24 protein-coding genes, 1 tRNA gene and 1 other annotated feature are annotated in these 26,873 nt (G+C 51.8%); of the genes, 1 reads left to right on the top strand and 24 read right to left on the bottom strand.

Annotated features, from left to right (window positions below):
• The first annotated feature begins 63 nt into the window (after window positions 1-63).
• On the top strand, window positions 64-1,152 hold the full coding sequence (locus ACTL32_RS07410) for an NAD(P)-dependent alcohol dehydrogenase (protein WP_441340858.1): 1,089 nt from the start codon (window positions 64-66) through the stop codon (window positions 1,150-1,152).
• Window positions 1,153-1,291: 139 nt separating this feature from the next.
• Here ACTL32_RS07410 and ACTL32_RS07405 read toward each other — a convergent pair whose 3' ends face one another.
• The 24 genes from ACTL32_RS07405 to ACTL32_RS07290 all read right to left on the bottom strand — a co-directional run bounded on the left by ACTL32_RS07405 (window position 1,292) and on the right by ACTL32_RS07290 (window position 26,838).
• A complete protein-coding gene (locus ACTL32_RS07405) occupies window positions 1,292-1,606 on the bottom strand; it encodes a DMT family transporter (protein ID WP_441340857.1) in 315 nt (104 codons plus the stop codon).
• A 1-nt stretch (window position 1,607) separates the two neighbouring features.
• A complete protein-coding gene (locus ACTL32_RS07400) occupies window positions 1,608-1,949 on the bottom strand; it encodes a DMT family transporter (protein WP_441340856.1) in 342 nt (113 codons plus the stop codon).
• A gap of 23 nt (window positions 1,950-1,972) precedes the next feature.
• Complete coding sequence (locus ACTL32_RS07395; RefSeq protein ID WP_441340855.1) at window positions 1,973-2,554, bottom strand: TetR/AcrR family transcriptional regulator; 582 nt, start codon at window positions 2,552-2,554, stop codon at window positions 1,973-1,975.
• 599 nt (window positions 2,555-3,153) lie between these two features.
• Window positions 3,154-5,793 (bottom strand): valine--tRNA ligase, encoded by a 2,640-nt coding sequence (locus ACTL32_RS07390; protein ID WP_441341197.1) that lies wholly within the window; start codon window positions 5,791-5,793, stop codon window positions 3,154-3,156.
• Between the two features lie 80 nt (window positions 5,794-5,873).
• Window positions 5,874-6,095 (bottom strand) — a binding site (T-box leader).
• Window positions 6,096-6,117: 22 nt separating this feature from the next.
• Window positions 6,118-7,167 carry an AbrB family transcriptional regulator gene (locus tag ACTL32_RS07385; RefSeq protein WP_441340854.1) on the bottom strand — a complete coding sequence of 350 codons (1,050 nt, stop codon included), beginning with the start codon at window positions 7,165-7,167 and terminating at the stop codon, window positions 6,118-6,120.
• Between the two features lie 635 nt (window positions 7,168-7,802).
• Entirely contained in the window at window positions 7,803-9,089 is a 1,287-nt protein-coding gene (gene hemL, locus ACTL32_RS07380) for a glutamate-1-semialdehyde 2,1-aminomutase (RefSeq protein WP_441340853.1), read from the bottom strand.
• Entirely contained in the window at window positions 9,090-10,070 is a 981-nt protein-coding gene (gene hemB / locus ACTL32_RS07375; protein WP_441340852.1) for a porphobilinogen synthase, read from the bottom strand.
• Window positions 10,063-10,764, bottom strand: coding sequence for a uroporphyrinogen-III synthase (locus ACTL32_RS07370; protein ID WP_441340851.1), 702 nt, complete (start codon window positions 10,762-10,764; stop codon window positions 10,063-10,065). Before ACTL32_RS07370 ends, hemB begins: the two co-directional genes overlap by 8 nt.
• Window positions 10,757-11,686 (bottom strand): hydroxymethylbilane synthase, encoded by a 930-nt coding sequence (gene hemC, locus ACTL32_RS07365; protein WP_441340850.1) that lies wholly within the window; start codon window positions 11,684-11,686, stop codon window positions 10,757-10,759. The genes ACTL32_RS07370 and hemC overlap by 8 nt, the downstream gene beginning before the upstream one ends.
• Window positions 11,687-11,703: 17 nt before the next feature.
• The gene (ccsA, locus tag ACTL32_RS07360; protein WP_441340849.1) at window positions 11,704-12,534 is read right to left on the bottom strand and encodes a cytochrome c biogenesis protein CcsA; all 831 of its coding nucleotides are present in this window, start codon (window positions 12,532-12,534) and stop codon (window positions 11,704-11,706) included.
• A gap of 75 nt (window positions 12,535-12,609) precedes the next feature.
• Window positions 12,610-13,980 carry a glutamyl-tRNA reductase gene (gene hemA / locus ACTL32_RS07355; RefSeq protein ID WP_441340848.1) on the bottom strand — a complete coding sequence of 457 codons (1,371 nt, stop codon included), beginning with the start codon at window positions 13,978-13,980 and terminating at the stop codon, window positions 12,610-12,612.
• A 746-nt stretch (window positions 13,981-14,726) separates the two neighbouring features.
• On the bottom strand, window positions 14,727-15,308 hold the full coding sequence (gene yihA / locus ACTL32_RS07350; protein WP_204890333.1) for a ribosome biogenesis GTP-binding protein YihA/YsxC: 582 nt from the start codon (window positions 15,306-15,308) through the stop codon (window positions 14,727-14,729).
• Window positions 15,305-17,632, bottom strand: a complete 2,328-nt coding sequence (gene lon, locus ACTL32_RS07345) for an endopeptidase La (protein ID WP_441340847.1) — start codon at window positions 17,630-17,632, stop codon at window positions 15,305-15,307. The genes yihA and lon overlap by 4 nt, the downstream gene beginning before the upstream one ends.
• Window positions 17,633-17,847: 215 nt before the next feature.
• A complete protein-coding gene (clpX, locus tag ACTL32_RS07340; RefSeq protein WP_441340846.1) occupies window positions 17,848-19,119 on the bottom strand; it encodes an ATP-dependent protease ATP-binding subunit ClpX in 1,272 nt (423 codons plus the stop codon).
• Between the two features lie 566 nt (window positions 19,120-19,685).
• A complete protein-coding gene (tig, locus tag ACTL32_RS07335; RefSeq protein WP_441340845.1) occupies window positions 19,686-20,999 on the bottom strand; it encodes a trigger factor in 1,314 nt (437 codons plus the stop codon).
• 102 nt (window positions 21,000-21,101) lie between these two features.
• Window positions 21,102-22,082, bottom strand: coding sequence for a tetratricopeptide repeat protein (locus ACTL32_RS07330; protein WP_441340844.1), 981 nt, complete (start codon window positions 22,080-22,082; stop codon window positions 21,102-21,104).
• Window positions 22,083-22,186: 104 nt separating this feature from the next.
• Entirely contained in the window at window positions 22,187-22,579 is a 393-nt protein-coding gene (gene spx / locus ACTL32_RS07325) for a transcriptional regulator Spx (RefSeq protein ID WP_441340843.1), read from the bottom strand.
• A gap of 5 nt (window positions 22,580-22,584) precedes the next feature.
• Window positions 22,585-23,238: a TetR/AcrR family transcriptional regulator gene (locus ACTL32_RS07320; RefSeq protein ID WP_441340842.1), complete on the bottom strand. Its 654-nt coding sequence runs from the start codon at window positions 23,236-23,238 to the stop codon at window positions 22,585-22,587.
• A gap of 110 nt (window positions 23,239-23,348) precedes the next feature.
• A complete protein-coding gene (locus ACTL32_RS07315) occupies window positions 23,349-23,699 on the bottom strand; it encodes an OsmC family protein (RefSeq protein WP_441340841.1) in 351 nt (116 codons plus the stop codon).
• 246 nt (window positions 23,700-23,945) lie between these two features.
• A tRNA-Arg gene (locus ACTL32_RS07310) sits at window positions 23,946-24,019 on the bottom strand.
• A gap of 116 nt (window positions 24,020-24,135) precedes the next feature.
• On the bottom strand, window positions 24,136-24,741 hold the full coding sequence (locus ACTL32_RS07305; RefSeq protein ID WP_441340840.1) for an XTP/dITP diphosphatase: 606 nt from the start codon (window positions 24,739-24,741) through the stop codon (window positions 24,136-24,138).
• A complete protein-coding gene (gene rph, locus ACTL32_RS07300; protein WP_441340839.1) occupies window positions 24,738-25,487 on the bottom strand; it encodes a ribonuclease PH in 750 nt (249 codons plus the stop codon). The genes ACTL32_RS07305 and rph overlap by 4 nt, the downstream gene beginning before the upstream one ends.
• Before the next feature lie 77 nt (window positions 25,488-25,564).
• Entirely contained in the window at window positions 25,565-26,368 is an 804-nt protein-coding gene (gene racE / locus ACTL32_RS07295) for a glutamate racemase (RefSeq protein ID WP_441341196.1), read from the bottom strand.
• Between the two features lie 17 nt (window positions 26,369-26,385).
• A complete protein-coding gene (locus ACTL32_RS07290) occupies window positions 26,386-26,838 on the bottom strand; it encodes a MarR family winged helix-turn-helix transcriptional regulator (RefSeq protein ID WP_441340838.1) in 453 nt (150 codons plus the stop codon).
• Window positions 26,839-26,873: the final 35 nt, after the last annotated feature.

The following is a 26,873-nucleotide window of genomic DNA, read 5'->3' as shown; positions in this document are numbered from 1 at the left end:
TTGAATAACCCCGGCATAATCGGGTAATTGGTTTAAAGAATCAAATTTTTTAGGAGGACTTTCATGAAAATACAAGCAGCCGTGACACACGGCCTAGGCGAAGAGTTTAAAATGGAAGAAGTTGAACTGAGCGAACCGAAAGCACATGAGATACTGGTGAAGATTGTAGCAACGGGCGTCTGCCATACGGACGCGGTCGCAAGAGATTTGGGCTTGTCGCCGTTCCCGGCGGTGCTCGGCCATGAAGGCTCCGGCATCGTGCAGAAAGTCGGCTCGGCGGTGACGACGATCGAGTCGGGCGACCACGTCGTGCTGTCGTTCGCTTATTGCGGGCATTGCGAAAACTGCCTGACGGGTCACCCGACCGTCTGCCTGAATTTCAACGACTTGAATTTCGGCGGCAAGATGCAGGACGGCACCCACCGCATCCACCAGGACGGGCAGGACGTCTCGACGTTCTTCGGCCAATCTTCGTTCGGCACGTTTGCGGTGACCAATGAACGCAATGTCGTCAAAGTCGACCGCGAAGTGGACTTGGCGCTGCTCGGTCCCTTAGGCTGCGGCATCCAAACCGGCGCCGGGACGGTGTTGAACCGTTTCAAGCCGGAGTTCGGTTCGTCGATTGCGGTGTACGGAAGCGGTGCAGTGGGCTTGAGCGCCGTCATGGCCGCAAAGATTGCCGGCTGCCTCAACATTATTGCGGTCGACATTCACGACGAACGGCTGGAGCTTGCGAAAGAACTCGGCGCGACGCATACCTTGAACAGCAAGAACGTCAACGTCGTCGAGGAAATCAAAAAGATCACGAACGGCGGCACGCATTATGCCGTCGAGACGACTGGAGTCCCTCCTGTCGTGAAGCAGGCGATCGACGCGCTGCGTCCGCTCGGTTCGTGCGCGATTGTCGGCGTAACGCCGGAGATCACATTTGACGTCCACAACGACATCATGGCGGAAGGCAAAACAGTGATGGGTGTCATCGAAGGCGACTCGATCCCGCAAGTGTTCATTCCCCAGCTTGTGGCTTATTACAAGCGCGGCCTATTCCCGTTCGACAAGCTGGTGAAAGTGTACGATTTCGAAGCGATCAACGACGCATTCGAGGATTCGAAAAACGGCTCTACCATTAAACCGATTGTGAAGATCGGCTAGACGAAAAAGCGCTCCCGAGGGTTTCGGGAGCGCTTTTGTGTTTGATTATGAAGTCAGTTCGAAGCCGACAACGCAAATTGTATGTGTGCCAGGCACACACGCAATTCCCGGACTTTTCCAGGAGTGCTTTCGTGCTTGGTTATGAAGTCAGTTTCAAGCCGACGACTGAAGCGAGGATCATGGCGATAAATAGGATCCGCTTCCAGTCTTTCGATTCGCCGTACATGAACATGCCGACGAGCGTCCCGCCGACCGTGCCGATGCCGGTCCAAACGGCATAGGACATGCCCATCGGCAAGGTTTCCATCGCGAGCCCCAGCAAACTGAAACTCACCGCAAAGCCGCCGACGAGGACTGCATAGGAACTGATTGTTTTGTATTTGACCGCGCGGTTCATGCCGATGACCCCCAGCACTTCAAACCCGCCTGCCAATATCAGATAGACCCAAGCCATATCACATTACCTCTTCTTTCTTGTCGGGATCCGCCGTGACGAGCTTCAAACCGATCACGCCGGCCAGCAGCATGCTGATGAAGAACACTTTCGACCAGCTGAAAGGCTCCCCGAAGACGATCATTTCAACGATGACCGTACCCGCTGTGCCGATGCCGGTGAACACCGCATAGGCGGTCGCGACCGGCACTTTCTCCAGCGCCTTCAGGAGCACGACGAATGAAACAACGATCAGTGCCGCGACGGCAAGCCACGCAAGCCAGCTTGATGCGTATTTCAACCCGATTGCCCAAAGTATTTCAATAATGCCCGCTATGATAACAAGCATCCACTGTTTGTTCATATTTGATTCCTCCGCAACTCTTTTCAATCTTTGGCGATTCCACGCCAGTAGAAATGCCAGGACGCTTCCAGCCGTCTTTTCGTCCGGTCGGGTCCGCCGTAAAGCATCTCCACAAATACACCGTCAAGGACACCGAGGAAAGCCGCTGTCGCTTCTTTGGCATCGATTTCATTGCTCAATTCGCCTTCCCTTTGCGCCGCTTCCATGAGCGGTTCGAGCAATTCCTCGAGCTTGTCCAGATAGGCATAGACCTTCCCCATCACCTCATCGTACAGATGGGCCGGCGGGAAAAATGAGATGCGCAGCCAGAACTTGGTCGCAGCGTTTTGATCGTTCCGCTCCTTATGATATAGAAGGAAGTCATACAGGAACTCCTGGATGGGCCGTGCTTTATTTTGTTCAATAAACGCGGTGACCGATTCGATCTCGCTTTCGACTACATCGCTGAAGACCTGCAGGAACAATTGGTCCTTCCCTTTGAAATGGGTGTAGATGGACTGCTTTTTGATGCCGACGTCGTCAGCGATATGCGCCATCGACGTGCCGTCAAAGCCGTGTTCTGCAAAGCGGTTCAGTGCTGCTTGCTTGAGTTGATCCAGTGTCATGATTTCACCCTTCCGAACGTTCGTCAGGTAACTATAACAAATGATTTTGTGGGAGTCAACCGAAGAGGATTGGTTCTGGGCTTTGCGGTCAATTCAAGAAACATCGATAGAAAATCGAGAAACGTAGATAGAAAGCTGAGAAACGCCGATAGAAACGGTTGAAACATCGATAGGACCCATGCAAACAATCGATAGAAAAACTTTTAACGCCGGTAGAATCCTCCCGCCCTTCCTCTTTTTCGCTTTTCGCCGGGGCGAAAAGCCGGCATTCGGGTTTTGGGTTTCTTTCTGGAGAAGTGGAACGATGAATAAACGCCGCAAAACGATGAAAGAACTTCTTGAAACGATAAAAGAAGACGCATGAAACGATGAAAGGATCTATAAGAAGTGATGAAAGAAAACTCTTCTTTAAAGTCGTCGGCTCTATACGCTCAAAAACCTTCTAAAAAGAACACTATCGATAGGATCCACTCAAACCCTCGATAGAACCCTCCACCCCTTCCTCTTTTTCGCTTTTCGCTCTGGCGAAAAGCCAGCATTCGGCTCTTCCACGCAAAAAATGCGGCCAAACCCGATACAGGGTTTGGCCGCATTCCAACTTACAGGTTCTTCAATTCTTCGATGCGCTTTTCTACCGTCGCGTGCTTCTCGAGGTAGTCGGCTTCTTTTTTGCGTTCTTCGGCTACTACCGCGTCCGGCGCTTTAGAGACAAAGCGTTCGTTCGACAGTTTACCTTGGACGAGTTTCACTTCTTTCGCCCATTTCTCAAGTTCTTTGTTCAAACGTGCAAGTTCCGCGTCAATGTCGAGCAGGCCTTCAAGCGGCATGAACAGCTCGGCGCCTGATACTACTGCGGACATCGATTTTTCCGGTGCTGCGATGTTTTCGCCGATCGTCAATGTTTCCGGGTTGCAGAAACGTTCGATGTACGCGGCATTCGCTTCAAGCACGGCGTGGATGTCCGCGTCTTTTGCTGAAATCGTCAATGGCACTTTCTTGCTCATCGGCGACTGCACTTCTGCGCGGATCGTGCGGACGGCTGTAATGATGTCCATCAACAGCTTCATGCTTGATGACTGGCTTTGGTCTGTCAACGACTCGTCGACTGTCGGCCAAGCGGCAACCGTAATTGATTCGCCTTCATGCGGCAGGTTCTGCCAGATTTCTTCTGTGATAAACGGCATGAACGGATGCAAGAGGCGCATCGTGTTATCAAGTACATAAGCGAGAACCGAACGCGTCATTTTCTTCGCGTCTTCGTCTTCTCCGTACAATGGCAGTTTCGCCATCTCGATGTACCAGTCGCAGAAATCATCCCAGATGAAGTTGTACAGCGTGCGGCCCACTTCGCCGAACTCGTAGCGTTCCGCTAATGAAGTCACTTGCTCGATGGTTTCATTCAAACGGGTCAGAATCCATGAATCCGCAACCGAACGTTTGCCGGAAAGATCGATCTCTTCATACGTCATGACTTCCATATTCATCAATGCAAAGCGGGAAGCATTCCAGATTTTATTCGCAAAGTTCCAGATGGATTCCACTTTCTCCATTGAGAAGCGAAGGTCCTGCCCTGGGCTTGATGCTGTTGCCAGGAAGTAGCGCAGCGAATCCGCTCCGTATTCCGCGATAACGTCCATCGGGTCAACGCCGTTGCCGAGCGATTTCGACATTTTGCGCCCTTCCGCGTCGCGGACAAGTCCGTGGATCAATACGTCTTTGAACGGTTTTTCTTCCGTGAATTCAAGCGCCTGGAAAATCATGCGCGATACCCAGAAGTAGATGATGTCGTAGCCGGTAACCAAAGCATCCGTCGGGTAATAGCGCTTCAGCTCATCGCTGTCAGCCGGCCAGCCAAGCGTCGAGAACGGCCATAAGGCGGATGAGAACCACGTATCGAGTACGTCTTCGTCCTGCGTCCAGTTCTCAGCGTCCGCCGGTGCGTCCATGCCTACGTAGATTTCACCGGTTTCGTTATGATACCAGGCCGGAATTTGGTGGCCCCACCACAATTGACGGGAAATGCACCAGTCGCGGATGTTTTCCATCCACTGCAGATAGGTCTTCTCGAAGCGTTCCGGCACAAAGTTGACGCCTTCTTCGCCGTGCTGCAGGTCGATCGCTTTTTGTGCGAGCGGCTTCATGTCGACGAACCATTGTGTGGAAAGGTACGGCTCAACAACGGCGCCGCTGCGCTCGGAATGGCCTACCGAATGCATATGCTCTTCGATTTTGAATAAAACATCCATGTCCTGCAGGTCTTTGACGATTGCTTTGCGGCATTCGAAGCGGTCCATGCCTTCGTATTTGCCGGCGTTCTCGTTCATCGAGCCGTCTTCGTGCATGACGAGCACGCGTTCGAGGTTGTGGCGGTTGCCGATCTCGAAATCGTTCGGGTCGTGTGCCGGCGTGATTTTCACGGCGCCGCTTCCGAATTCCATGTCGACATAATCGTCGGCAACAATTTCGATTTCACGTCCGACGATCGGCAGGATGACTTTCTTGCCGATCAAGTGCTCGTAGCGCTCATCTTTCGGATGGACCGCTACGGCCGTATCGCCGAGCATCGTCTCCGGACGCGTCGTCGCAACTTCGATGTATCCGGAGCCGTCTGCGAGCGGATAGCGCATGTGGTAGAAGCCGCCTTGTACGTCTTTGTAGATAACTTCGATATCGGAAATCGCGGTCTTCGTCGCCGGATCCCAGTTGATGATGTATTTGCCGCGGTAGATGAGTTTCTTTTCGTAAAGTTTTACGAATACTTCCTTAACCGCTTCCGACAAGCCTTCATCAAGCGTGAAGCGCTCGCGGGAGTAATCAAGACCAAGGCCCAATTTCGACCATTGCTCACGGATGTGCCCAGCGTATTCGTCTTTCCATTTCCATGACTCTTCCAGGAATTTCTCGCGGCCAAGGTCATAGCGCGATTTGCCTTCTTCGCGCAATTTTCCTTCCACTTTCGCCTGCGTCGCGATGCCGGCGTGGTCCATGCCCGGCAGCCATAGGGCGTCAAAGCCCTGCATGCGCTTCATGCGTGTCAGGATGTCTTGCAGAGTTGTGTCCCAGGCATGGCCTAGGTGCAATTTGCCGGTTACGTTCGGCGGCGGAATCACAATGGTGTACGGCGTCTTGCCGCTTTCAGGTTTCGCTTCAAAGAATTTGTTGTTGATCCACCATTCATAGCGTCCTTTTTCAATGGACTGCGGATCGTACTTCGTCGGCATCTGTGGTGTTGTCGGCATTTCAGTCATTGCAATTCCTCCTTTTAGGTATGGTGCCTTGAGAAAAGGTTTCCCGGAAAACAAAAAAACCCCTTCGTCTGTAAAAGGACGAAGGAGTTGTTCGCGGTACCACCTTTATGCACAAGTCAAAAAGAACCTGGCTCTCAAGTTCGATAACGGATTTCACATCCGGTTCCCATTACTCAACTTTCACGGGAACTGCTCCGAGGTGACATTCAAATGATTGTTCATGAAAACCTCTCACCACTCGGTTTTCTCTCTGAAATGTACGCACATTCTACTATCCTCATCAACGCATCAAATATATACTTTCATTCATTATACTCAAGCTCCGCTTTTAGCGTCAAGTTTTTTCACAATATAGGCAACAATCGGCGACGCCACGAGCAGAATGAAAAACAGCCGGAACAATTGGAAACTGGTGATCAGCGCAACATCCCCGCCGGTCGCGAGCGCTGTAATTGCCATTTCCGCAATGCCTCCTGGCGCAGCGCTCAGGAAGAAATCAAGGAAGATATAGGCCGGCAATAGTTTCGCGAGGATGTACGCAATAAAAGCCGTGAAGCTGATCAGCAGCGCATTGTTCAGGACGATCGCCGCGCCCAAGCGGAACGTCAGTTTATCGCCGATGTGCTCCATCTGCAGGCCGAGCCCGGCGCCGATGCACACCTGTGCGAGCGCAATCAGCCAGTACGGCATGTCGACGAGAAGGTCACCCGTCACCGTCTGAATAATCGCCATCGTCAGGATCGGCGCGAGCAGTTCTGCGGCCGGAAAGCCGATTCGCTTCATGCCGAAGTAGAGCACGAGCCCGACAGCGACAGCTGCGAGGAATGCGAGCGGCGCGAACGTGAAGACGCGCTCGCCGAGCTCCCCTTCTTCCCGGCCTTTGAGGAACACGGTGAAGAACGGCACGATCGTCACTACCATGAAAATGCGGATCGTCTGCATCATCGTGACGACGGTGATGTTTGCGGACTTTACGTCTTCCGCGATGACGACCATTTGCGCGAGCCCGCCCGGAATCGACCCAAGGAGGCTCGTCGCCAAGGATTCATCGACCATTTTCATGAACAGCAGACCGAGCAGGATCGACAAGCCGACGACCGAAACTGTCATGAACGCCATATACGGCAAATCGAGCCACATAAGGAACACCGCGTCGCGCGTGAACGACGAACCGATCTGCACGCCGAGCATGACGAGCCCCGCTGTGCGCAGGATCTTCGGCCAGTAGAGTTTCATTTTGGTGAACTGGCTGACGATGAGCATTGCCAGCATCGGGCCGAGCAGCCACGGCAGGAACATGCCGACCGCTTCGAACAGCCAGCCTGCCAGCACCGCTATGATCAATGTCCGTAGGAATATGTACATCCGCTCCCCCTGCCCTTCGCTTTCCGAAATTCTTTCTCTTTCTATCGTACAGGAAAACGGAGGTGAAATCTTCTGAAGGATGCAAATTCTTTGGTAATTGTTTGTGTGCCTGGCACGCGCAGAATTCAGGGGCATATCTTTTTCTATCGGCGCTTTGGGCAGGTTCTATCGGTGTTTCTTTGAGTTCTACCGGTGTTTCTAAGGTTTATACCGGCTTTACGGGGTTTTCTATCGATGTTTCTCTTTTTCGGTAGGTTTGTGGACGAAGCAATTCATCGTTTAGAGTCGATCCCGAGCAGGAAAGATTTCTTTCATCACTTCTCACAGGCTCTTTCATCGTTCCGCGGAGTTTATTCATCATCCCCCCTCTTCCAAAGACAAACCCAAAAACCCGAATGCCGGCTTTTCGCCGCAGCGAAAAGCGAAAGGGCCACTTTACTTGCGGCAAATCCGATTTACTTGCAGAATACGTAATTTACTTGCGGAAACGGGCACTTTACTTGCACCAAATGAGATTTACTTGCGGCATCCGCCGCTTTACTTGCAGCAAGCCGGTTTTATTCGCAAAAAGCCGTAGTCTGTTCAAGTACATAAAAACCCGGCCGCTAGGAAAGCGGCCGGGCAAAGGATCTTATTTATCTCGCTAATTTCGCAAACACCATATGGAACGCATCAACCGTTTTGGCGATGTGTTCTTCGGTATGCGCAGTTGACAGGAACATGCCTTCGAACTGGGACGGCGGCAGGAAGATGCCTTCTTCCGCCATCAAACGGTAGTAGTCCGCAAACAGGTCAGTGTCGGATGTCTTCGCGGATGCGAAGTCGACGACCGGTTCATTTGTGAAGAAGAAGCCGATCATCGAGCCCGCACGGTTCACAGTGTGCGGGATGTTGTATTTTTCAGCCGCTGCACGGAAGCCGGCTTCGAGCTGGTCGCCGCGTTCGACGAACCCTTCGTACGAGCTTTCGTCCAAACGTGACAGGGTTTCAAAGCCAGCCGTCATAGCGAGCGGGTTGCCGGAAAGCGTACCTGCCTGATAGATCGAGCCGCTCGGTGCGACTTGCTGCATAATTTCGCGCTTGCCGCCGAATGCACCGACTGGCAGTCCGCCGCCGATGACTTTGCCGAGGCAAGTCATGTCCGGCGTGACGCCGTAATGGCCTTGTGCACAGTTGTAGCCGACGCGGAATCCAGTCATGACTTCATCAAAGATCAATATCGTGCCGAATTCCGTCGTCAGGTTGCGGAGTTCCTGCAGGAAGCCTTCGTTCGGCGGCACGACGCCCATATTACCGGCAACCGGCTCAACGATGACCGCGGCGATTTCGTCGCCGAATTTCTGGAATGCCAAACGCACGCTTTCTAGGTCGTTGTACGGCACCGTCAAGGTGTTTTGCGCCACGGAATCAGGGACGCCTGGAGAATCCGGCAAGCCGAGTGTCGCGACGCCTGAGCCCGCTTTGATCAAGAGGCTGTCTGCGTGGCCGTGGTAGCAGCCTTCGAATTTCAGGATTTTATTGCGTCCGGTATAGCCGCGTGCGACGCGCAATGCGCTCATCGTGGCTTCGGTGCCGGATGACACCATGCGGACCATTTCGATCGACGGGACGCGTTCCATGACGAGTTTCGCCATTTCGTTTTCCATGAGCGTCGGCGCGCCGAAGCTTGTGCCGAGTTCAGCGGTCTTCTGTATCGCTTTCACGACTTCCGGATGGGCATGCCCAAGGATCAGCGGCCCCCAAGACAGGACATAGTCGATATACGTGTTGCCGTCGATGTCCGTGATGGTCGCGCCGTTTCCGGATGCCATGAAGATCGGGTCCATATTGACCGATTTGAATGCGCGGACCGGCGAGTTCACGCCGCCCGGCATCAATTTTTTCGCTTCAGTGAATGCTGCAATCGATTTTTCGTATCCCATTTATTTCCCCTCCAGCCAGCGTGCTGCGTCTTTGGCGTGGTACGTCATAATGATGTCCGCGCCCGCGCGTTTCATGCTCAGTAACGTCTCAAGGACGATCTTCTCTTCGTCGACCCAGCCGTTCAATGCGGCTGCTTTGACCATCGCATATTCGCCGGAGACGTTATAAGCGACGATCGGCAAATCGAAGTTGTCGCGCACTTCGCGGATGACGTCCAGGTACGAAAGCGCCGGTTTGACGATCATGAAGTCCGCACCTTCTTCGACGTCTGCCGCCGCTTCGCGCAAGGCTTCAAGGCGGTTCGCCGGGTCCATCTGGTAGGTCTTGCGGTCGCCGAACTGCGGTGTGGAATGCGCCGCTTCACGGAACGGACCGTAGTAGGCGGACGAGTATTTCACGCCGTAGCTCATGATCGGCGTGTTTTCGAATCCGGCCTGGTCCAAGCCGTAGCGGATCGCCGCAACGAAGCCGTCCATCATGTTCGATGGTGCGATGATGTCAGCGCCGGCTTTCGCCTGCGATACTGCCGTACGGGCCAAGAGGTCCAAAGTTTCGTTGTTCAGGATGACGCCCTCTTCGATAACGCCGCAATGGCCGTGGTCGGTATATTGGCAAAGACACGTATCCGCGATGACAACCAATTCCGGATGGCGGTTTTTCGCAAAACGGATCGCTTCCTGCGTGATGGCGTGGTCGTGGTAGGCTTGCGAGCCGACCGCGTCTTTTTCATTCGGCACGCCGAACAGGATGACCGACGGAATGCCGAGCGAGACGACTTCATCCAGCTCTGCACCTAGCGTATCCAGAGAGAAATGGTAGACGCCCGGCATCGAGGAGATCTCCTCTTTGACGTTCTCCCCTTCCACGACGAAAATCGGGTAGATGAAATCTTCTTTCTGAACGCTTGTTTCGCGTACCATGGCGCGCAGGTTCGCAGAAGTGCGAAGCCGGCGGCCGCGGTGGAAATTCAATTCAGCCATGTAAACAACTTCCTTTCATTATTTCATTGATGACTTCGGTGTACGTATATTTTTGGGGAATAAATTCAGCCGTGCCGCCGCTTTCCGTGATGGCGCGCTCGGTCACATGGCCGATGGCCGCTGCCCGGATCGCTTTCCAGTCGCCGCCTGCCTCCGTAAAGGCCCGGACGGCGGAAGGGCTCGCGAATATGACGATCACTCCGTGCATGCCGGCCAATTCCCGTGCATTATCTATTTTAAGCGCCGTGTCGTAAATAATCCATTCATCCACCTGCATCGGCATCGAGGCGATCGTATTTTTGGCGAGTGCCCCTTTGATGAACAGGCATTTGGCATTGCCGGCAACGGCCGGAAATTCCTCCACGAATCGGTCGGCGCTGTAGACAGTCGGCATAAAGTCGACGGTGTAGCCGTATTGTTCGAGCTTTTCAGACGTCTTCTCCCCGACCGCGGCGATTTTCGCATCGGTTCCGGCATGGAGCTGGCCGAATGCATCCGCGCTCGTCGCGCTCGTGAAGATCAGCCAGTCATAACAGCCGAAATCCGGCAGCTGTGACTGCCGGACCGATGTTTCTATGAGGGGCAGGTAAAGTGCCTTGCCGCCGTATAATTCGACCATTTCCAAGGATTCCATAGGCTTTTTCGAACCGGTGAAGACGATGGTTTTGCCTTTCAGCGGCAGTCCGTCAAACATTGCTTTCTGCTTTTACCTGTTGGATGAGCTCATAGCCGCCTTGCGCGCTGATGCGCTTTGCCACGTCCTGGCCGGCAGCGATCGGATCGCTGTGGACCGCTGATTCCTTGTAGACGACGTCGCCGTCCGGAGAGGAAATCAAACCGGTGAACGACACGCTGCCTGCCTCCACAGTTGCGTAACCTGCAATCGGCACTTGGCAGCTGCCGTCCATGTCGCGCAGGAATTGGCGCTCTGCATTGACTGCAAGCGCGGTGTGCTCGTCGTTGACTTTCGCCAGTTCCGCAAGCAGTTCCGCGTCGTCTTCGCGGCATTCGATCGCAAGGGCGCCTTGGCCGATTGCCGGCAGGCAGTCTTCCACTTGGAGGAATTCCGTAACGATATCGTCTTTCCAGCCCATGCGCTTCAATCCGGCAGCCGCCAGGATGATGGCGTCGAAATCGCCCGTTTTCAATTTTTCAAGCCGCGTGTCGATATTGCCGCGGATCCACTGGATATCAAGGTCCGGACGCATCAACAGCAATTGTGAGCTGCGGCGCAGGCTGCTTGTGCCGACGACCGCTCCGACTGGAAGGTCCATGAATTTCACGTGGTTGTTCGCGATGAACGCATCGCGCGGGTCTTCGCGTTCCGGGATGCAGCCGATGACCAGGCCTTCCGGCAGCACCGACGGCATGTCTTTCATGCTGTGGACGGCAAAATCGATTTCTTTGTCGTAGAGCGCCTGCTCGATTTCTTTGACGAACAAGCCTTTGCCTCCGACTTTCGATAGAGTGACGTCGACGATGCGGTCGCCTTTTGTCACGATTTCTTTGATTTCAAATTCGAACGGCGCTCCGGCCGCTTTCAATTTATCGATAAACTGGCCCGTCTGTGTCAGTGCGAGTTTGCTTCTTCTTGAACCTACGATGATTTTTCTCAAATGAATCCTACCTTTCCTTAATACCAAAAATGAAATTCAGACAACCGGCTGCCGAGGAAGAAATTGACCAGCAGCAGCAAAAATGAATACAGATGCGCCCACGCGTATGCGGCTCCGTTCAAGTCGCCTTTCCGGTGCTTGTAGAGCACGCCGCTGTAGACGATGAGCAGGATGAACGAACCGACGATCTTCATGTCTAAGAGCGAAAACTGATCGAGCGAGATGTACGCCCATTGCAGTCCGAGGACGAGCGACACGAACAGGAGCGAAATCCCAACGAGAATCGAGATCGTCATGCCGGACTCGGTCTGGCCGAGCGACGGCAGATTGCTCCATTGCTTGGTCCACTTTTTCTTCTTCAACAGGCGGTACAGCACGAGGTGCAGCGCCGAGAAGACGAACGACAGCGAAAATGCCACATACGACAGGATCGCAAACGTGATATGGATCAGCAAAAGCTCCGACACAAGCGCTTCCCCGACCGGCGACCGTTCGATCTGGACCGGGGCGAACGTATGGATCGTCATGAAGATAAAGCCGATGATGTTGATGAAAAACACCGCAAAATCAAAGCGGTAGAATATGCGCAGCACGATCGACAGCGTGACGAGGAGCCATGCATAGAAATAAATGCCTTCAAACAGCGTCAGTATCGGGAACCGCTGCGTCTCGATGATGTACAAAACCAGGAAGACCGTCTGCAGCAGCCATACTACTCCGAGGAGCGACATCGCGATCCGGCTGGCTTTTTTCTCTTTATATAAATAATCTATAAAATAAAAAACAAGGCTGACAGCATATAGAATAACCATAGCTTCGTGCAGCCTTGCCATTGTTATATCAGCCATCCCATTCCCCTTCGTTTCCATAATTAAAGGCGTTGCGTCTCTACATTTTAACATATAGATCCGCAAACGCCTGTTTTAGAAAGCTTTCATTGAATATCCGGGAGTTTCCTGTTTGATTGCTGTGCCTTGTTCCGCAGGTGTGCGTTTGGCCTGTGTCTGTTTCTGGATTTCCTGCTCCACTTCGTCCTCGATCCCGAAGATTTGCTGGAACAATTCAAGCTGTTCGCGCGCATTCTTCGAACCGGCCATTTCCTTCGCTTGAAGGATCGGATCTTTCAGCAATTGGTTGATGATCGATTTGGTGTGTTTGTTCAGGATCTTCTTCTCGCGGTCGGTTAGGTCCGGCATCTTGTTCTCGATGCTCGCCATCGTTTCCGACTGGATGTTCAATGCTTTCTGGCGCAGTGCCGAAATCACAGGAACGACGCCGAGCGTCGCAAGCCAGTCGTTGAACTCGCCTTTTTCCTGGTTGATCATCGTCATGATCTCGCCTGCTGCGCGTTCGCGCTCAGCCAGGTTCGCTTCGACGATGCCCTGCATATCATCGATATCATATAGGAACACATTCGGCAGATCCGCAATGCGCGGATCGATGTCGCGCGGCACGGCGATGTCCACCATGAAGAGCGGCTTGCCTTTGCGCAATTTATCGACAAACTGCATCAATTCGAAATCGATGACGTAATCGGTCGCGCCTGTAGACGAAATCAGGATATCCGCTTCAAGCAATGCGCATTGCAGCTGCGTCATCGGCTTCGCGATGCCGCTGAATTTATCCGCCAGCGCTTCCGCTTTCTCGAATGTCCGGTTGATGACCGTCACTTTGTCCGCTCCGCTGCCCTGCAAGTTCTTGATGGCCAGTTCGCCCATCTTGCCGGCGCCGAGGATGACGACATGCTTGTTTTTCAGCGTGCCGAAAATCTTCTTGCCGAGCTCGACCGCCGCATACGAAACCGATACGGCGTTCTCGCCGATCGCCGTTTCCGAATGTGCGCGTTTCGCAAGTGTTACTGCCTGTTTGAACAATTGGTTGAAGACCGTGCCCGTCGTGCCGTTTTCCTGCCCTGACAAAAAGCTCGATTTCACTTGTCCGAGGATTTGCGTCTCCCCAAGGACCATCGAATCGATGCCTGCCGTCACGCGGAATAAATGCTCGACTGCTTCTTCCTTTTCATGGACGAACAAATACTGCGAAAACTCTTCCGGTGCGATCCCGAAATAGTCCGCAAGAAATTGCTTCACATAATAGCGCCCAGTGTGAAGCTGATCGACAACGGCATAGATCTCCGTGCGGTTGCATGTCGAGACGATGACGTTCTCCAATATGCTTTTTTGGTTTTTCAGCGCCTGCATCGCATTCGGCAATTCGCTTTCGATGAATGAAAGCTTCTCGCGAATCTCGAGCGGTGCAGTACGGAAGTTCACCCCGACCACTAAAGTATGCATGGGTACAAAACACCTTTCACGTTCAATATTTCATATAAATAAGTATACCACTCTATCGGATTCATAATCTTTTTCATTTGTGAACAACCCATGAAAACTGAACAGAATGAACTAAAAGTTAACATGGTTGAATCGCTTCGCCGTATAAGAAAAAATTAAATAAGAATTAAATTGGTGAAGAAAAGAAACATCTCTCCTGAAGCGGTGTTGCTCGTTATCATCTATGAACATTCTAGAGTCGAACAGATTTAAGTTATTTATATTAATTATAATGTAAGTTTAGCAAAGGGCTAAGGGACTAACAAGCGTTACGCTCTTAGTCGAAATAGTGCGAGAACTCTTTCAGGGATTTGGGTTTGGGATGGTGTGTCAGGATGTGATGTATACCGGCGGCGATCTGTTTTATCGGCGATATTTTGAATTTATCCGCGATATTTCAGATTTATCGACGATTCTGTGGTTTTATCGGCGATTTTACGGATTTATCGGCGGTTCTGGAATTATATCGGCGATTCTCGAGATTTATCTGCTTTCAGCCGGATTTCCGGGTTTATTCAAACCCCAAAACCTTAAAGAATGCCGTCTTTTCGCAAGCGAAAAGCGAAAGTGCCCTTTTACTTGCGGCAAATCGGAGTTTACTTGCAGTATTCCGAGTTTACTTGCAGAAAATCCACATTTACTTGCAGAAAGGCTCCACCGACTTCTTCTCCACAAAAAAAGACGCAGCCAAAGCTGCGCCTCTCCTTCTACATCCGGTCTTCAATTTCTTTCCACGCGGCATCTTTTCCGAGGCCGGTTTCTGAGGAGAAGACGATCAGCGGATCGCCTTTTTCCATATCGAGTGTTTCGCGGACAATTTTTTTATGCTTGTCCCATTTGCCTTTCGGGATCTTGTCGGCTTTCGTCGCAATGATGATGCACGGAATGCCGTAATGCTTCATGAAGTCATACATATTGATGTCGTCGCGGCTCGGCGGGTGGCGCAAGTCGACGATCTGGATGACCGCTTTCAGCTGCTCACGGTCGGTGATGTAGCGTTCGATCATCTTGCCCCACGCTTCGCGCTCGGACTTGGAGACTTTTGCATAGCCGTAGCCCGGCACGTCGACGTAGAACAGCTTTTCTTCGATCTTATAGAAGTTCAGCGTCTGCGTCTTCCCCGGCTTCGAGGAGATGCGGGCCATGCTTTTGCGGCCGATCATTTTGTTGATGAACGACGATTTCCCGACATTTGAGCGGCCGGCAAGTGCGAATTCCGGCAAGCCGTCCTCCGGATACTGGTCGGGCCGGACGGCGCTTATTACAAGTTCTACGTTATGGACAATCATTCGTTTGCTCCTTCTAATGCGATTTGAAGTGCTTCATCGGCTTGGGAAACGAGCTTGAACGTCAATTGCTCCCGCACGCTTTCCGGGATATCTTCGATGTCGCGTTCGTTGTCTGCCGGCAGGATGATCGTCGTCAATCCCGCACGGTGGGCGCTCAAAGTCTTCTCTTTGACGCCGCCGATCGGCAGGACGCGTCCGCGCAGCGTGATTTCCCCGGTCATGCCGACTTCACGGCGGATCGGCCGCTTCGTCAATGCAGAGACCAGCGCTGTCGCGATCGTGATGCCCGCAGAAGGGCCGTCTTTCGGCACAGCGCCTTCCGGTACGTGGATATGGATATCCTGCGATTCATAGAACATCGGATCGATGCCGAGTTCCTCTGCCTTCGAGCGGACAAACGACAACGCCGTCTGCGCCGATTCTTTCATGACATCGCCAAGCTTACCTGTCAGCTGCAGCTTCCCTTTCCCTGGAGACAAGGAAACTTCAATCTGCAAAGTATCGCCTCCGACAGTTGTATAAGCAAGCCCGGTTGCCACGCCGACTTGATTTTCCGTTTCGGCCATGCCGTAGCGGAAAATGCGTTTGCCGAGGTATTCCTCGACCAATGCAGCGTCGACTTCCACTCGTTCTTTCTCCCCGGAGACGATTTCTTTCGTCACTTTCCGGCAAATCGAAGCAATCTGGCGTTCGAGCCCGCGGACGCCGGCTTCCCGTGTGTAATAGCGGACAATGCTCATGAGCGCTTCATCCGTAAAGTGCAGCTGTTCGTCCGTCAAGCCGTGCTCTTTCAATTGCTTCGGCGCCAAGTGATTTTTCGCGATCATTTGCTTTTCCACTTCGGTATAGCCGGCAATCGAAATCACTTCCATCCGGTCGCGGAGCGGGCCCGGGATCGATCCCAAGTCGTTCGCAGTCGCGATGAATAAAACATTCGAAAGGTCATAGGTTTCTTCGATGTAATGGTCGCTGAACGTGTTGTTCTGTTCAGGATCCAGGACTTCGAGCATGGCAGACGACGGGTCGCCGCGGAAATCGGACGACATCTTGTCGATTTCATCCAGCAGGAACACCGGATTAGTGGTCGCCGCTTTTTTCATGCCCTGGATGATGCGCCCCGGCATCGCGCCGACATACGTCCGGCGATGCCCGCGGATTTCCGATTCGTCGCGCACGCCGCCGAGCGAGATGCGGACGAATTTGCGGTCAAGCGATTCGGCGATCGATTTGGCAAGCGAAGTTTTCCCGACGCCCGGAGGTCCAACGAGGCACAGGATTGGCCCGCGGAGCGAATGCGTCATCTGGCGCACCGCCAAATATTCGAGCACCCGTTCTTTGACGGTTTCAAGGCCGTCGTGGTCGCGGTTGAGGATCTCTTCCGCGTAGTTGATGTCCAGCCGGTCCGTTGTCGATGCCGACCAGGGAATCGTCACCAGCCATTCGATGTAATTGCGGATGATGCCGCTTTCGGCAGCTGCAGCCGGCAATTTTTCGTAGCGGTCCAATTCTTTCAACGCCGCTTTTTCTGTCGATTCCGGCATACCGGCATCTTCAATGCGTTTTTTCAAATCGACCACTTCGGCTGATTTGCCGTCCTTGTCGCCAAGTTCGGTCTGGATCGCTTTCATCTGCTCGCGCAGGTAGAATTCCTTCTGCGTCTGCTCCATCGATTTTTTCACGCGCTGGCTGATGCGCTTCTCCAAGTCCAGGACTTCCTGTTCATTATGGAGGCGCATGATGAGCGCTTCTAAGCGCTTGTCGACGTCGAATGTTTCCAGCACGGATTGTTTTTCGGAAAGTTTCAAAGGCAAATGCGAGGCGATCATGTCTGCCAGGCGGCCCGGCTCTTCGATGTCAGCAACGGTATTGAACGTTTCCGTCGTCACTTTCTTCGACGCTTTCACGTATTTCTCGAAATGCTCGAGCAATAAGCGCATCAACGCATCCTGCTCGGCCGATTTTTCCTCTTCATCAGGATAGGACGAAACATCAACCATATTGAACGTTTCGCCTTCCGCGTAATTTTTCCACTGTCCGCGCTCCAGCCCTTCGACCAACACGCGGATGGTGCCGTTCGGCAACTTCAGCATCTGCTTGATGTTCGCCAAGGTCCCGATCTTATACAGGTCCTCTTTTTCAGGCTGCTCCGTGCTCATTTCTTTTTGCGTCGCCAAAAAGATGATGCTGTCTTCCAGCATCGCCTGTTCAAGCGCCGCTACCGACCGCTCGCGGCCGACATCGATATGCAAAACCATTGTCGGAAATACCAATAGGCCGCGCAGCGGCAATAAAGGCACTTGTTTGGTTGTTTTACGTTTCGCCATTAGGAGTTACACCTCCGGTTGATTTTCTTCTATAAAAAATACGGCCTGTCTCCGAGCGCGCGGATGTGCACGATCAGAGTCAGCCCGTATCATCCTTTACTGCCCAACTTCAACGGGCATGTGATCCTGCTGTCGCAATAGATCAACAGGCCGTTAAAGTCCGTTTGGTCCACCGGCAACCTGGAAGGATCTCTCCCAGGACGGCAGCTCCACAATTATGCGGATGTTTTCTCGTTATTGTCAGCCTTGTATTCAGATCCATCTTCCAAAATGAGTTTTGGCTGTGCGTTCTCGGTAAATGTTTCTTTTGTGATGATGCATTCTTTGATATCTTCGCGGGATGGAAGATCGAACATAACTTCAAGCATGATGTTCTCGATGATCGAGCGCAGTCCGCGGGCGCCTGTTTTGCGTTCAATCGCCAATTTCGCGATTTCCACCAATGCGTCCGGTTCGAACGTCAATTCAACACCGTCGAGTTCCATCATCTTCTGATACTGCTTGATCAATGCGTTTTTCGGTTCCGTCAAAATTTGAACCAGCGCATTCTCGTCCAATTGCTCAAGGCTTGCCAATACCGGCAAACGACCGATGAATTCAGGGATTAAGCCGAATTTCAACAAGTCTTCCGGAATCAATTGGCTGAGCAATGTCTTGTCATCCATTTCTTCCTTGTTCGGATCTGCACCGAAACCGATGATTTTATTGCCCAGGCGGCGTTTGATGATCTGCTCAACGCCGTCGAACGCTCCACCTACGATAAACAGGACATTCGTCGTGTCGATCTGGATGAATTCCTGGTGCGGGTGCTTGCGTCCGCCTTGCGGTGGAACGCTAGCTGTCGTGCCTTCCAGGATTTTCAGGAGGGCTTGCTGAACGCCTTCGCCTGAAACGTCGCGCGTGATGGACGGGTTCTCTGATTTACGGGCCACTTTATCGATTTCATCGATATAGATGATGCCTTTTTCAGCGCGTTCCACATCGTAATCCGCTGCTTGGATCAGTTTCAAAAGAATGTTCTCGACGTCTTCACCGACATAGCCGGCTTCTGTCAAAGAAGTAGCGTCTGCGATGGCGAACGGTACGTTCAGGATGCGAGCCAAAGTTTGGGCAAGCAAGGTTTTCCCGCTCCCTGTTGGTCCGATCAGAACGATATTCGATTTCGACAATTCCACATCGTCGATCTTGCTGTTGGAATTGACGCGTTTGTAATGGTTATAAACCGCGACAGCCAGCGATTTCTTCGCTTTTTCCTGTCCGATGACATAGCCATTCAGGATGTCCAGAATCTCTTTCGGTTTCGGGACTTCCTTGAATTCCACTGCTTCTTCTGTACCAAGCTCTTCTTCTACGATCTCCGTGCAAAGCTCAATACATTCGTCACAAATATATACACCTGGTCCTGCAACCAGTTTACGAACCTGTTCTTGCGGTTTTCCGCAGAAAGAACATTTCAAGTGGTCTTTTTCGTCATTGAATTTGAACAATGTATTCACCCCTATTCAAGCCATTATCTTACAAGATTATGCTTATTGTAGCAACTAATTAGATTTACCACAAAGACTAAGCTTTTGAATGTGCATTTATTCATATGGAATAAATTCCGATGTGCTTATGAACACCAGTTTGATGCTAAAATGCTCCATTTAATATAAGTAGAGTTTAGCAACCGCTAATATTCGCTTCAGCGCTTAGGGCATGGCTTACGCCATCAGCCGGGAAAACCACCCGTCTCATGGCTTCGCCTAGCCCATAGGCGCGCTGGCGCTGGTATAGCTCATTAAGAAAAGGCAGCTCTATCTGTCTTTGCAATGCTATCTGAGATATGGAGCAAAACAGCGGAGAAAACCGTACTGCTCCTGCAGCGCTACGCGCTTCATCGCAAAGCTATCAGCCAAACTACCTTCGGCCAATAGCTTCGCAGCTGTTTTGCGGAATATCGGATAAAAAATTATATCTTATAATATATATCGAGCTTAGCTCATTCTTCTATGTAGAGTAAAAACAAGGCGCGTTGCCGCGCCTTGTTTTATTTTATTGCTTATGTGTTCGCTTATTCAGCGCTTTGTGCGTTGTCCACTTCAGTTGTGATGTTCGCGTTTTCCACTAGGAACTCAACTGTGTTCTGCATGCGGATGTCGTTTTCAAGCATTTCTGTTCCGCCAAGAGCGGCTTTGATCTGCTCGATGTCCATGTTGAACTGGCCGGACATTTTTTCAAGTTCTTTGTCGATGTCTTCAGCAGACACTTCCATGTTCTCAGCAGCAGCGATAGCTTCAAGAACCAATGACACGCGTACGCGAGTTTCAGCGTCGTCATGCATTTGTGCACGAAGAGCTTCTTCGTCCTGGCCTGAGAATTGGTAGTAAAGATCAAGGTTCATACCTTGCTGAGTCAAGCGCTGTTCGAAGTCCTGCATCATGCGGTCCATTTCAGAATGGATCATAGCGTGCGGGATTTCGACTGTTGCGTTTTCAGCAGCTTTTTGGACCAACTCGTCGCGAAGCTGTGCATCTGCACCGGCTTGCTTGTCAGCTGCCAATGTTTCTTTCATTTTCGTGCGAAGTGCTTCAAGGCTTTCAACTTCAGGATCGATTTCTTTAGCGAACTCGTCGTTCAGTTCAGGAAGCTCTTTAGATTTCACTTCGTTTACTTTCACTTTGAATGTTGCAGCTTTTCCTGCAAGTTCAGCAGCGTGGTATTCTTCAGGGAAAGTGACTTCAACGTCTTTTTCTTCGCCAGCTTTTACGCCGACCAATTGTGCTTCGAAGCCTGGGATGAATGAGTTTGAACCGATTTCAAGGGAATAGTCTTCGCCTTTTCCGCCTTCAAACGCTTCTCCGTCAACAAATCCTTCAAAGTTGATGACAGCTGTGTCGCCTTCAACGATCGCTTCGTCTTCTTTGACAGCAAGTTCAGCGAAACGCTCCTGGTTTTCTTTCAATTGGCTTTCGATTTCTTCGTCAGTCACGTTTGTGTCCTGCTTGGAAACTTCAAGGCCTTTGTATTCGCCAAGCTGAACTTCCGGTTTAACCGTCACTTTAGCTGTGAATACAAGCGGTTTGTTCTTCTCCATCGTGGTGATGTCGATTTCCGGGCGGTCAACAGGGTTGATTCCGGCTTCTTCTACTGCGTTTGCGTAAGCATCCGGCAGGATGAAGTCAAGCGCGTCCTGGTAAAGCGATTCAACGCCGAAACGCTGTTCGAACATCGGACGCGGCATTTTCCCTTTGCGGAAACCTGGCACGTTGATTTCTTTTACCACTTTCTTGAATGCTTTGTCTAATCCGGCGTTTACTTGCTCCGCTGGCACTTCGACTGTAAGTGTTCCTGTGTTACCTTCTTGCTTTTCCCATTTTGCTGACATTTTATAAGCCCTCCAAACATTTTCTACAAAGTCATAATCAGTTCTTTTCGATTTTTGACAACCACCATATTATATCATAGATAGCGCCATGTTCAACTATTTCTACCTATCGCGCAATTCGAACCATTGCTCGGCATGGATGATTAGCGTCAACAGCTCCCGGTTTCCTGAAAAAGCGGTCTCGCCGGAAAACAGGACATCCAGGTAAGCGGTGTAGCTTTCCGCCACTTCCGCTTCGCTATGGCCTTCCCACATGAACGGATAAAAAAGGAAGACGTGCCGTTCGAACAATTGGCGGACCATCTCTAGCCCGCTCGGATCTTTTGCGAGCCGCTCCTCGATCTGCGCTTTGATGGCGCGGATGCGGCTGTGGTTCTGCGGGTCCGGCAAGTCGGCAATGGAGAAGGTCCCTTCAAACGAGAACTTCACAAGGTGGACGTCGGCTTTCACCTTTTCCTGGTGGAGCATGAACAATATGTATGTTTTGGCAAGCAGGTCCGTCTCCGGATGTTCAGCAAGCGCCAACAGGCTGCCTTTCATCACTTCATAGGATGCGGGCGGCAGCTCCATGATTAGCCTTTCCTGCTCGGCCGGCGGCAGCGACGTAAATGTCGCGGCCGCAAAAAGCGTGGGGTCGATTTTGACAGCAGCTTTGTTCGATGTGATGCGTTCGTTCAGATCGCGCAAGTGCTGGAATTGCTCGAGCCGCTCTTCCGGCAGCACTTTCTCCTCGATCAGGATTTCGATCATCCGTTCCGCTTCCTCGAATTCTTTCACTTGCATCAGAATGCTTATGTATAATTCCATCGTTTCAAGATAGTGGACCGGGCCGACTTTCAGCAGTTCCTTGCATACTTCAAGCGCTTCTTCGTATTCGCCCAGCTCAAAGAGGCAATAGCAATAAGCGCCGAGCGCACCGGCGTGCTCCGGCTCATAAGCCAAGACTTGGTACAGTTTATCGCGCGCTTCTTCGTACTTCTCGTCTTTCAGCAGATTCATGCCTTCAGTCAGCAAGCGGTCCACGGTCTTGGGAAAAACGATGACATTCCCTTTGCGCTTCAAGTCGCTGTACTTCTTTCGCATATTAACACCCCATTTGTACTGTCTATGATAACATAATGGAATTTTACGGGAAAACGAAAAAGGGTTTAGTAACCGATTCCCGCTCCCGCCCTTCCACAAACAGGCTACATGCTTAAAAGGTTTTGGAATTGGTTGGTCCGGAACCAGCGTGGCAGGAATTGACGAATTTCGTCGTCGTTATAGCCGACTTGCAGCTTTCTTCCATCATGGATGATTGGAAGGCGGAGGATGCCGGGGTTATCTTGGATGACTTGGTACAGTTGGGGCATGGACAAGGAATCGATATCCACTTTCAGCTTTTTGATGGCATAGGCCTTTTTTGAAATGATTTCTTCGGTGCCTTCATTTGTCAGCGACAGGATTTCCTGGATTTCCTCTACTGTGATAGGAGTGGTCGATATATTCTTTTCGGTGTAGGGGATGTTGTATTCATTCATCCACGCAATCGCCTTGCGGCAGGACGTATTGCTCGTAGCCGTAAACAATTTCGCTTTCATACTTTTCACGGTCCTTTCCATTCATTTAGCGTGCCATTTCTCATTTTTTGGATCACTTCAGGCGGGAACAGCATCCGGCAAAATATCTTGGAGAATGCCTGGTAGTCGACCGGCAAACCTTGGTCGTTGCGCGATTGGAGCTTTTCCATCAGCGACTGGAGCGACCAGCCGAGGGTTTCGATATCGATATCCTGCCACATCAGCCCTTTGCGGTGGAGCAGGTGCAGGTGTTCCGTCACTTTTTCCAGCATGCGAGTCTTCGCTTCCTGCACCACTTCAGCCAGTTCAGCGTCGCGGAATAAAATCTCAGGCATGAGCCTGCGCAAGTTTTTCTCGTTGATTTTGTGGTAATGCATTTCAAGGCGCCCGGCGAGCAGTTTCTCCGGATCGCCGCTTTTCCATTCCAGATCGATCGGCATCATGTCGTCGATATGGTCTTCGATCAAAGACATCAGCAATTGCCGTTTGTCGGAGAAATACCGGTAGAAAGTTCCGGTTGCCACTTTGGCATGCGCGGCAATTTCTTTAGCGGTTGTGTGCTCGTATCCTCTTGCACTAAAAAGGATCCGTCCGCTTTCGAGCAGCGCCTGTCTTTTCTGCATGGATCGTTGTTGTTTCGGAAACGTCGGAAAGTCTCCGATAAGGTTCTCGTGCGCCATATTCTCACCTCTAGTTATAACAATACCATGCCGGCCCATTAAACATGAACTTTGGTTCATGTTTGGAACGGCATTTATTTATCCTGCTTTTCACAATTTCGCCATTTAATCTACAGTTCCGGCGTTTCCTCATCATTTAGCACCAGCCGGTAGGTCAGTTCCGGCAGGATGGAATGGGCGACCGGACAGTATTTGTCCGCACTTGTGCGGATGGCGTGCCAGACCCACTCCGGCTCGACTTCGCCGTCTACTTGGAATGTGGCGGTAATCGCCGTGAACTCCTTCGGCGGCTTGTCGTTTTTTGCGCCTTCTGTGACGATTTTAATCCGTTTGATCTTGTCCATACGGGGTCGCAGAATCGCCACCACATCCATCCCGACACAACCTGCCAGCGACCCCAGAAGCGCCTGCATCGGCAAGACGCCATTCCCTTCTCCGCCTGTCGCCTGATGGGCATCCATTTCCAGCTAATGCCCTCCTGGGGTCGTCATCGTAAACAAGAAATCCTGCTACCACTTTGTCGCCACTTTCAACACCGGTCCTGCCATTCACTCTCCGCCTTCCTGTCCTTATTTTACATTCATTCTATCATTATTTTTCTGAATATTCCGTTCACAAAAAATATATTTTAACTCCAATAGAAAAACCCCTTCGATCCGTATTAGACCGAAGGGGTTTCCCTATTGCATATGTAGTCATTTCCATAACGTCCCAGGAGAGATTCGAACTCCCGACCGACGCCTTAGAAGGGCGTTGCTCTATCCAGCTGAGCTACTGGGACATGGTTTTCTGAAGTTACCTGGGCTCTAGCACCCGGCTCCAACGAAAGACAATTTTAATTATAGAAATGATTGGAGGAAAAGTCAATGCTATTTTGAAAAAACATTAATTTGTCGTTTATTCGTCTGTGTCCAGAATTTTCGAAAGGGAGACCTGCAATTTGCGCAGCGCATTTCCGCGATGCGAAATAGCCGCTTTTTCATGCGGGTTCATCTCGGCCATCGTACGCCCTTCTGCCGGGACCCAGAAAATCGGGTCGTAGCCGAAGCCGTTTTCCCCGAATCGCTCTTCCAGGATATAGCCTTCGCATGTACCGTGGAACGTTTTCGTTTCCTTGCCTGGGGCGGCGACAGCCAATACGCAGCGGAACCGCGCGCTTCGCTTTTCTTCCGGTACGCCTTTCAGCTTTTCCAATACCTTGTCAATATTTGCGGAATCGCTTTTCTCGCCGCCGGCATAGCGCGCAGAATAGACACCCGGTTCTCCGCCCAGCGCGTCAATCTCGAGTCCGCTGTCGTCTGCAATGACCGTCGTTTTCAGCATATAGGCGATCGTTTCCGCTTTCAGGATGGCGTTCTCCTCGAATGTAGTGCCGGTCTCTTCGACATCGACGTCTTCCGCCACATCCCGGAGGGTCAGCACTTCATAGCCGAACGGCCGCAGAAGTGCTTCAAAGTCCTTGGCCTTGCCGAGGTTTTGTGTCGCAATGATCACTTTTTTCATACGTTTGAGTTCACCTCTTCCCCTACCCGGAGAGCGACCTCTCCAAGTGTCTGTTTTTGCATGGCGATCAATTGGCTGATGCCAAGTTCACCCAGATCCAGAAGTTCATTCAGCTGGGCCCGCGAGAATGTTGCTTCTTCGCCGGTCCCCTGCAGTTCCACAAAGCGGCCGGAGCCGGTCATGACGAGGTTCATGTCGACGTCCGCCGTCGAATCCTCGACATAGTTCAAGTCGAGGATCGCCCCCATGTCATTGTCCATGCCGACGCTTGTCGCCGCCAGGAAATCGGTCACGGGAAAGACAGGCAGATCAAGTTTGCCGATTGCCATCGTCATTGCGACAAACGCACCTGTAATTGATGCGGTACGTGTGCCTCCGTCCGCCTGGATAACGTCGCAGTCGATCCAGAGGGTACGTTCCCCAAGTTTCTCCAAGTCGACGACAGCGCGCAGTGCACGGCCAATCAGGCGCTGGATTTCCATCGTGCGCCCGCCGACTTTCCCTTGGGACGATTCACGGCGGTTCCGTGAATTGGTTGCACGCGGCAGCATGGAATACTCTGCAGTGACCCAGCCCTTCCCTTGGCCCCGCAAAAACGGCGGCACTTTCTCTTCAATCGTTGCGGTGCAGATCACTTTTGTCTGGCCGACCGTGATCAGGACCGAACCTTCCGGGTGGATCAAGTACTCCGTATCCATTTGTACCGGACGCAGCTGGTCCGCTTTTCTGCCATCAATTCTAGTCATATATATCCTCCTCGTATCTTCCTCATAAGATTACCATATTTGTGCCGCTGAAAACAAAAAACCCGGCAGCCAGGCTGTCAGGTTTTCGGAAAACGGATTGAATGGATAAAAGGTTCTTCGATCCCCAGCCATTTGCGGATGATTGACTGGAAGATCGGCAATGAGCCGGTCGTGTAGAAATGGTGCACCGGAGGCTGCGTGCGCGTCGACATCTGTCCCATGAAACGCAGATGCCGCTCGACGTCCTTCGCCGTCTCTTCGGCGGAAGAAAGCACACGGACCCCTTTGCCGAATGCCTCTTCGATAAAGCCCTGCAGGAGCGGATAATGGGTGCAGCCGAGGATTGCCGTGTCGAAGCTTTCACCTTCGATTTCAGCCAATGTCTCGCGCACGATTTTGCGCGCAAATTCCCCTTCGTACTCGTCGCTTTCCACAAGCGGAACGAACAACGGGCACGCGAGCTGGACGACATGGGCCGATGAGACGAGCGATTTGACCGCTTTCTCATAAGCGCCGCTCTTCACCGTCCCAAGCGTCCCCAGCACCGCAATGTTCTTGCTCGGGGATGATTTGACTGCCGCCCGTGCACCCGGAAAGATGACGCCGATGACCGGGATGGGCAGTTTCTTCTGAAGCGAATCGAGCGCAGCCGCTGTCGCCGTGTTGCAGGCAATTACGAGCATCTTGATTTTCTTCTTCATCAACGCCTGCGCCATCTGCCATGTGTAGGTCTTCACTTCCTGCAGCGACCGTGGGCCGTACGGACAGCGGGCATTGTCCCCTATGTAAAATATTTGCTCATTGGGCAAAAGCCGCATGATTTCCTTGGCGACGGTCAGCCCGCCGACTCCTGAATCTATAACACCGATTGGCGCATTCACGTTCAAATCGCCCCATTCTATTTCATGTTGGTATGAAGCTTCTCAAGCAGGAATGAAAGCTGTCCGACTTCTTCTTCGCTGAAATCCGACAGGACATTTTCCAGGTAGTCCTGGCGCTTTTTGATCACTTCTTCTATGATGCGTTCGCCTTCTTGCAATAATTTGATGCGTACCACACGGCGGTCCTGTTCTTCGCGGATGCGGACGACCAGTTCATTCTTTTCCATGCGGTCGACGAGATCCGTCGTCGTACTGAATGCCAAGTACATCTTGTTCGAAAGATCGCCGATCGTCATATCCCCATGTTCAAAAAGCCATTGCAGCGCAACGAACTGCGGCGGCGTGATCGTATAGGAATTGAGGATCTCCCGGCCTTTTTGCTTGATGATGCCGGATATATAGCGCAGTTCCTTTTCCATGAACGCTACCTTTTCGGGGTCATGCGGATGGTTTTTAATATTTTCACTCATTGAAATCAACTCTCCTTGGCTCAGAATCCTTCCTT

Source organism: Planococcus sp. FY231025, assembly GCF_052078085.1.
Lineage (GTDB): Bacteria > Bacillota > Bacilli > Bacillales_A > Planococcaceae > Planococcus.
Note: the sequence above shows the minus strand (reverse complement) of the source record. Positions and strands in the feature narration are given on the sequence as shown.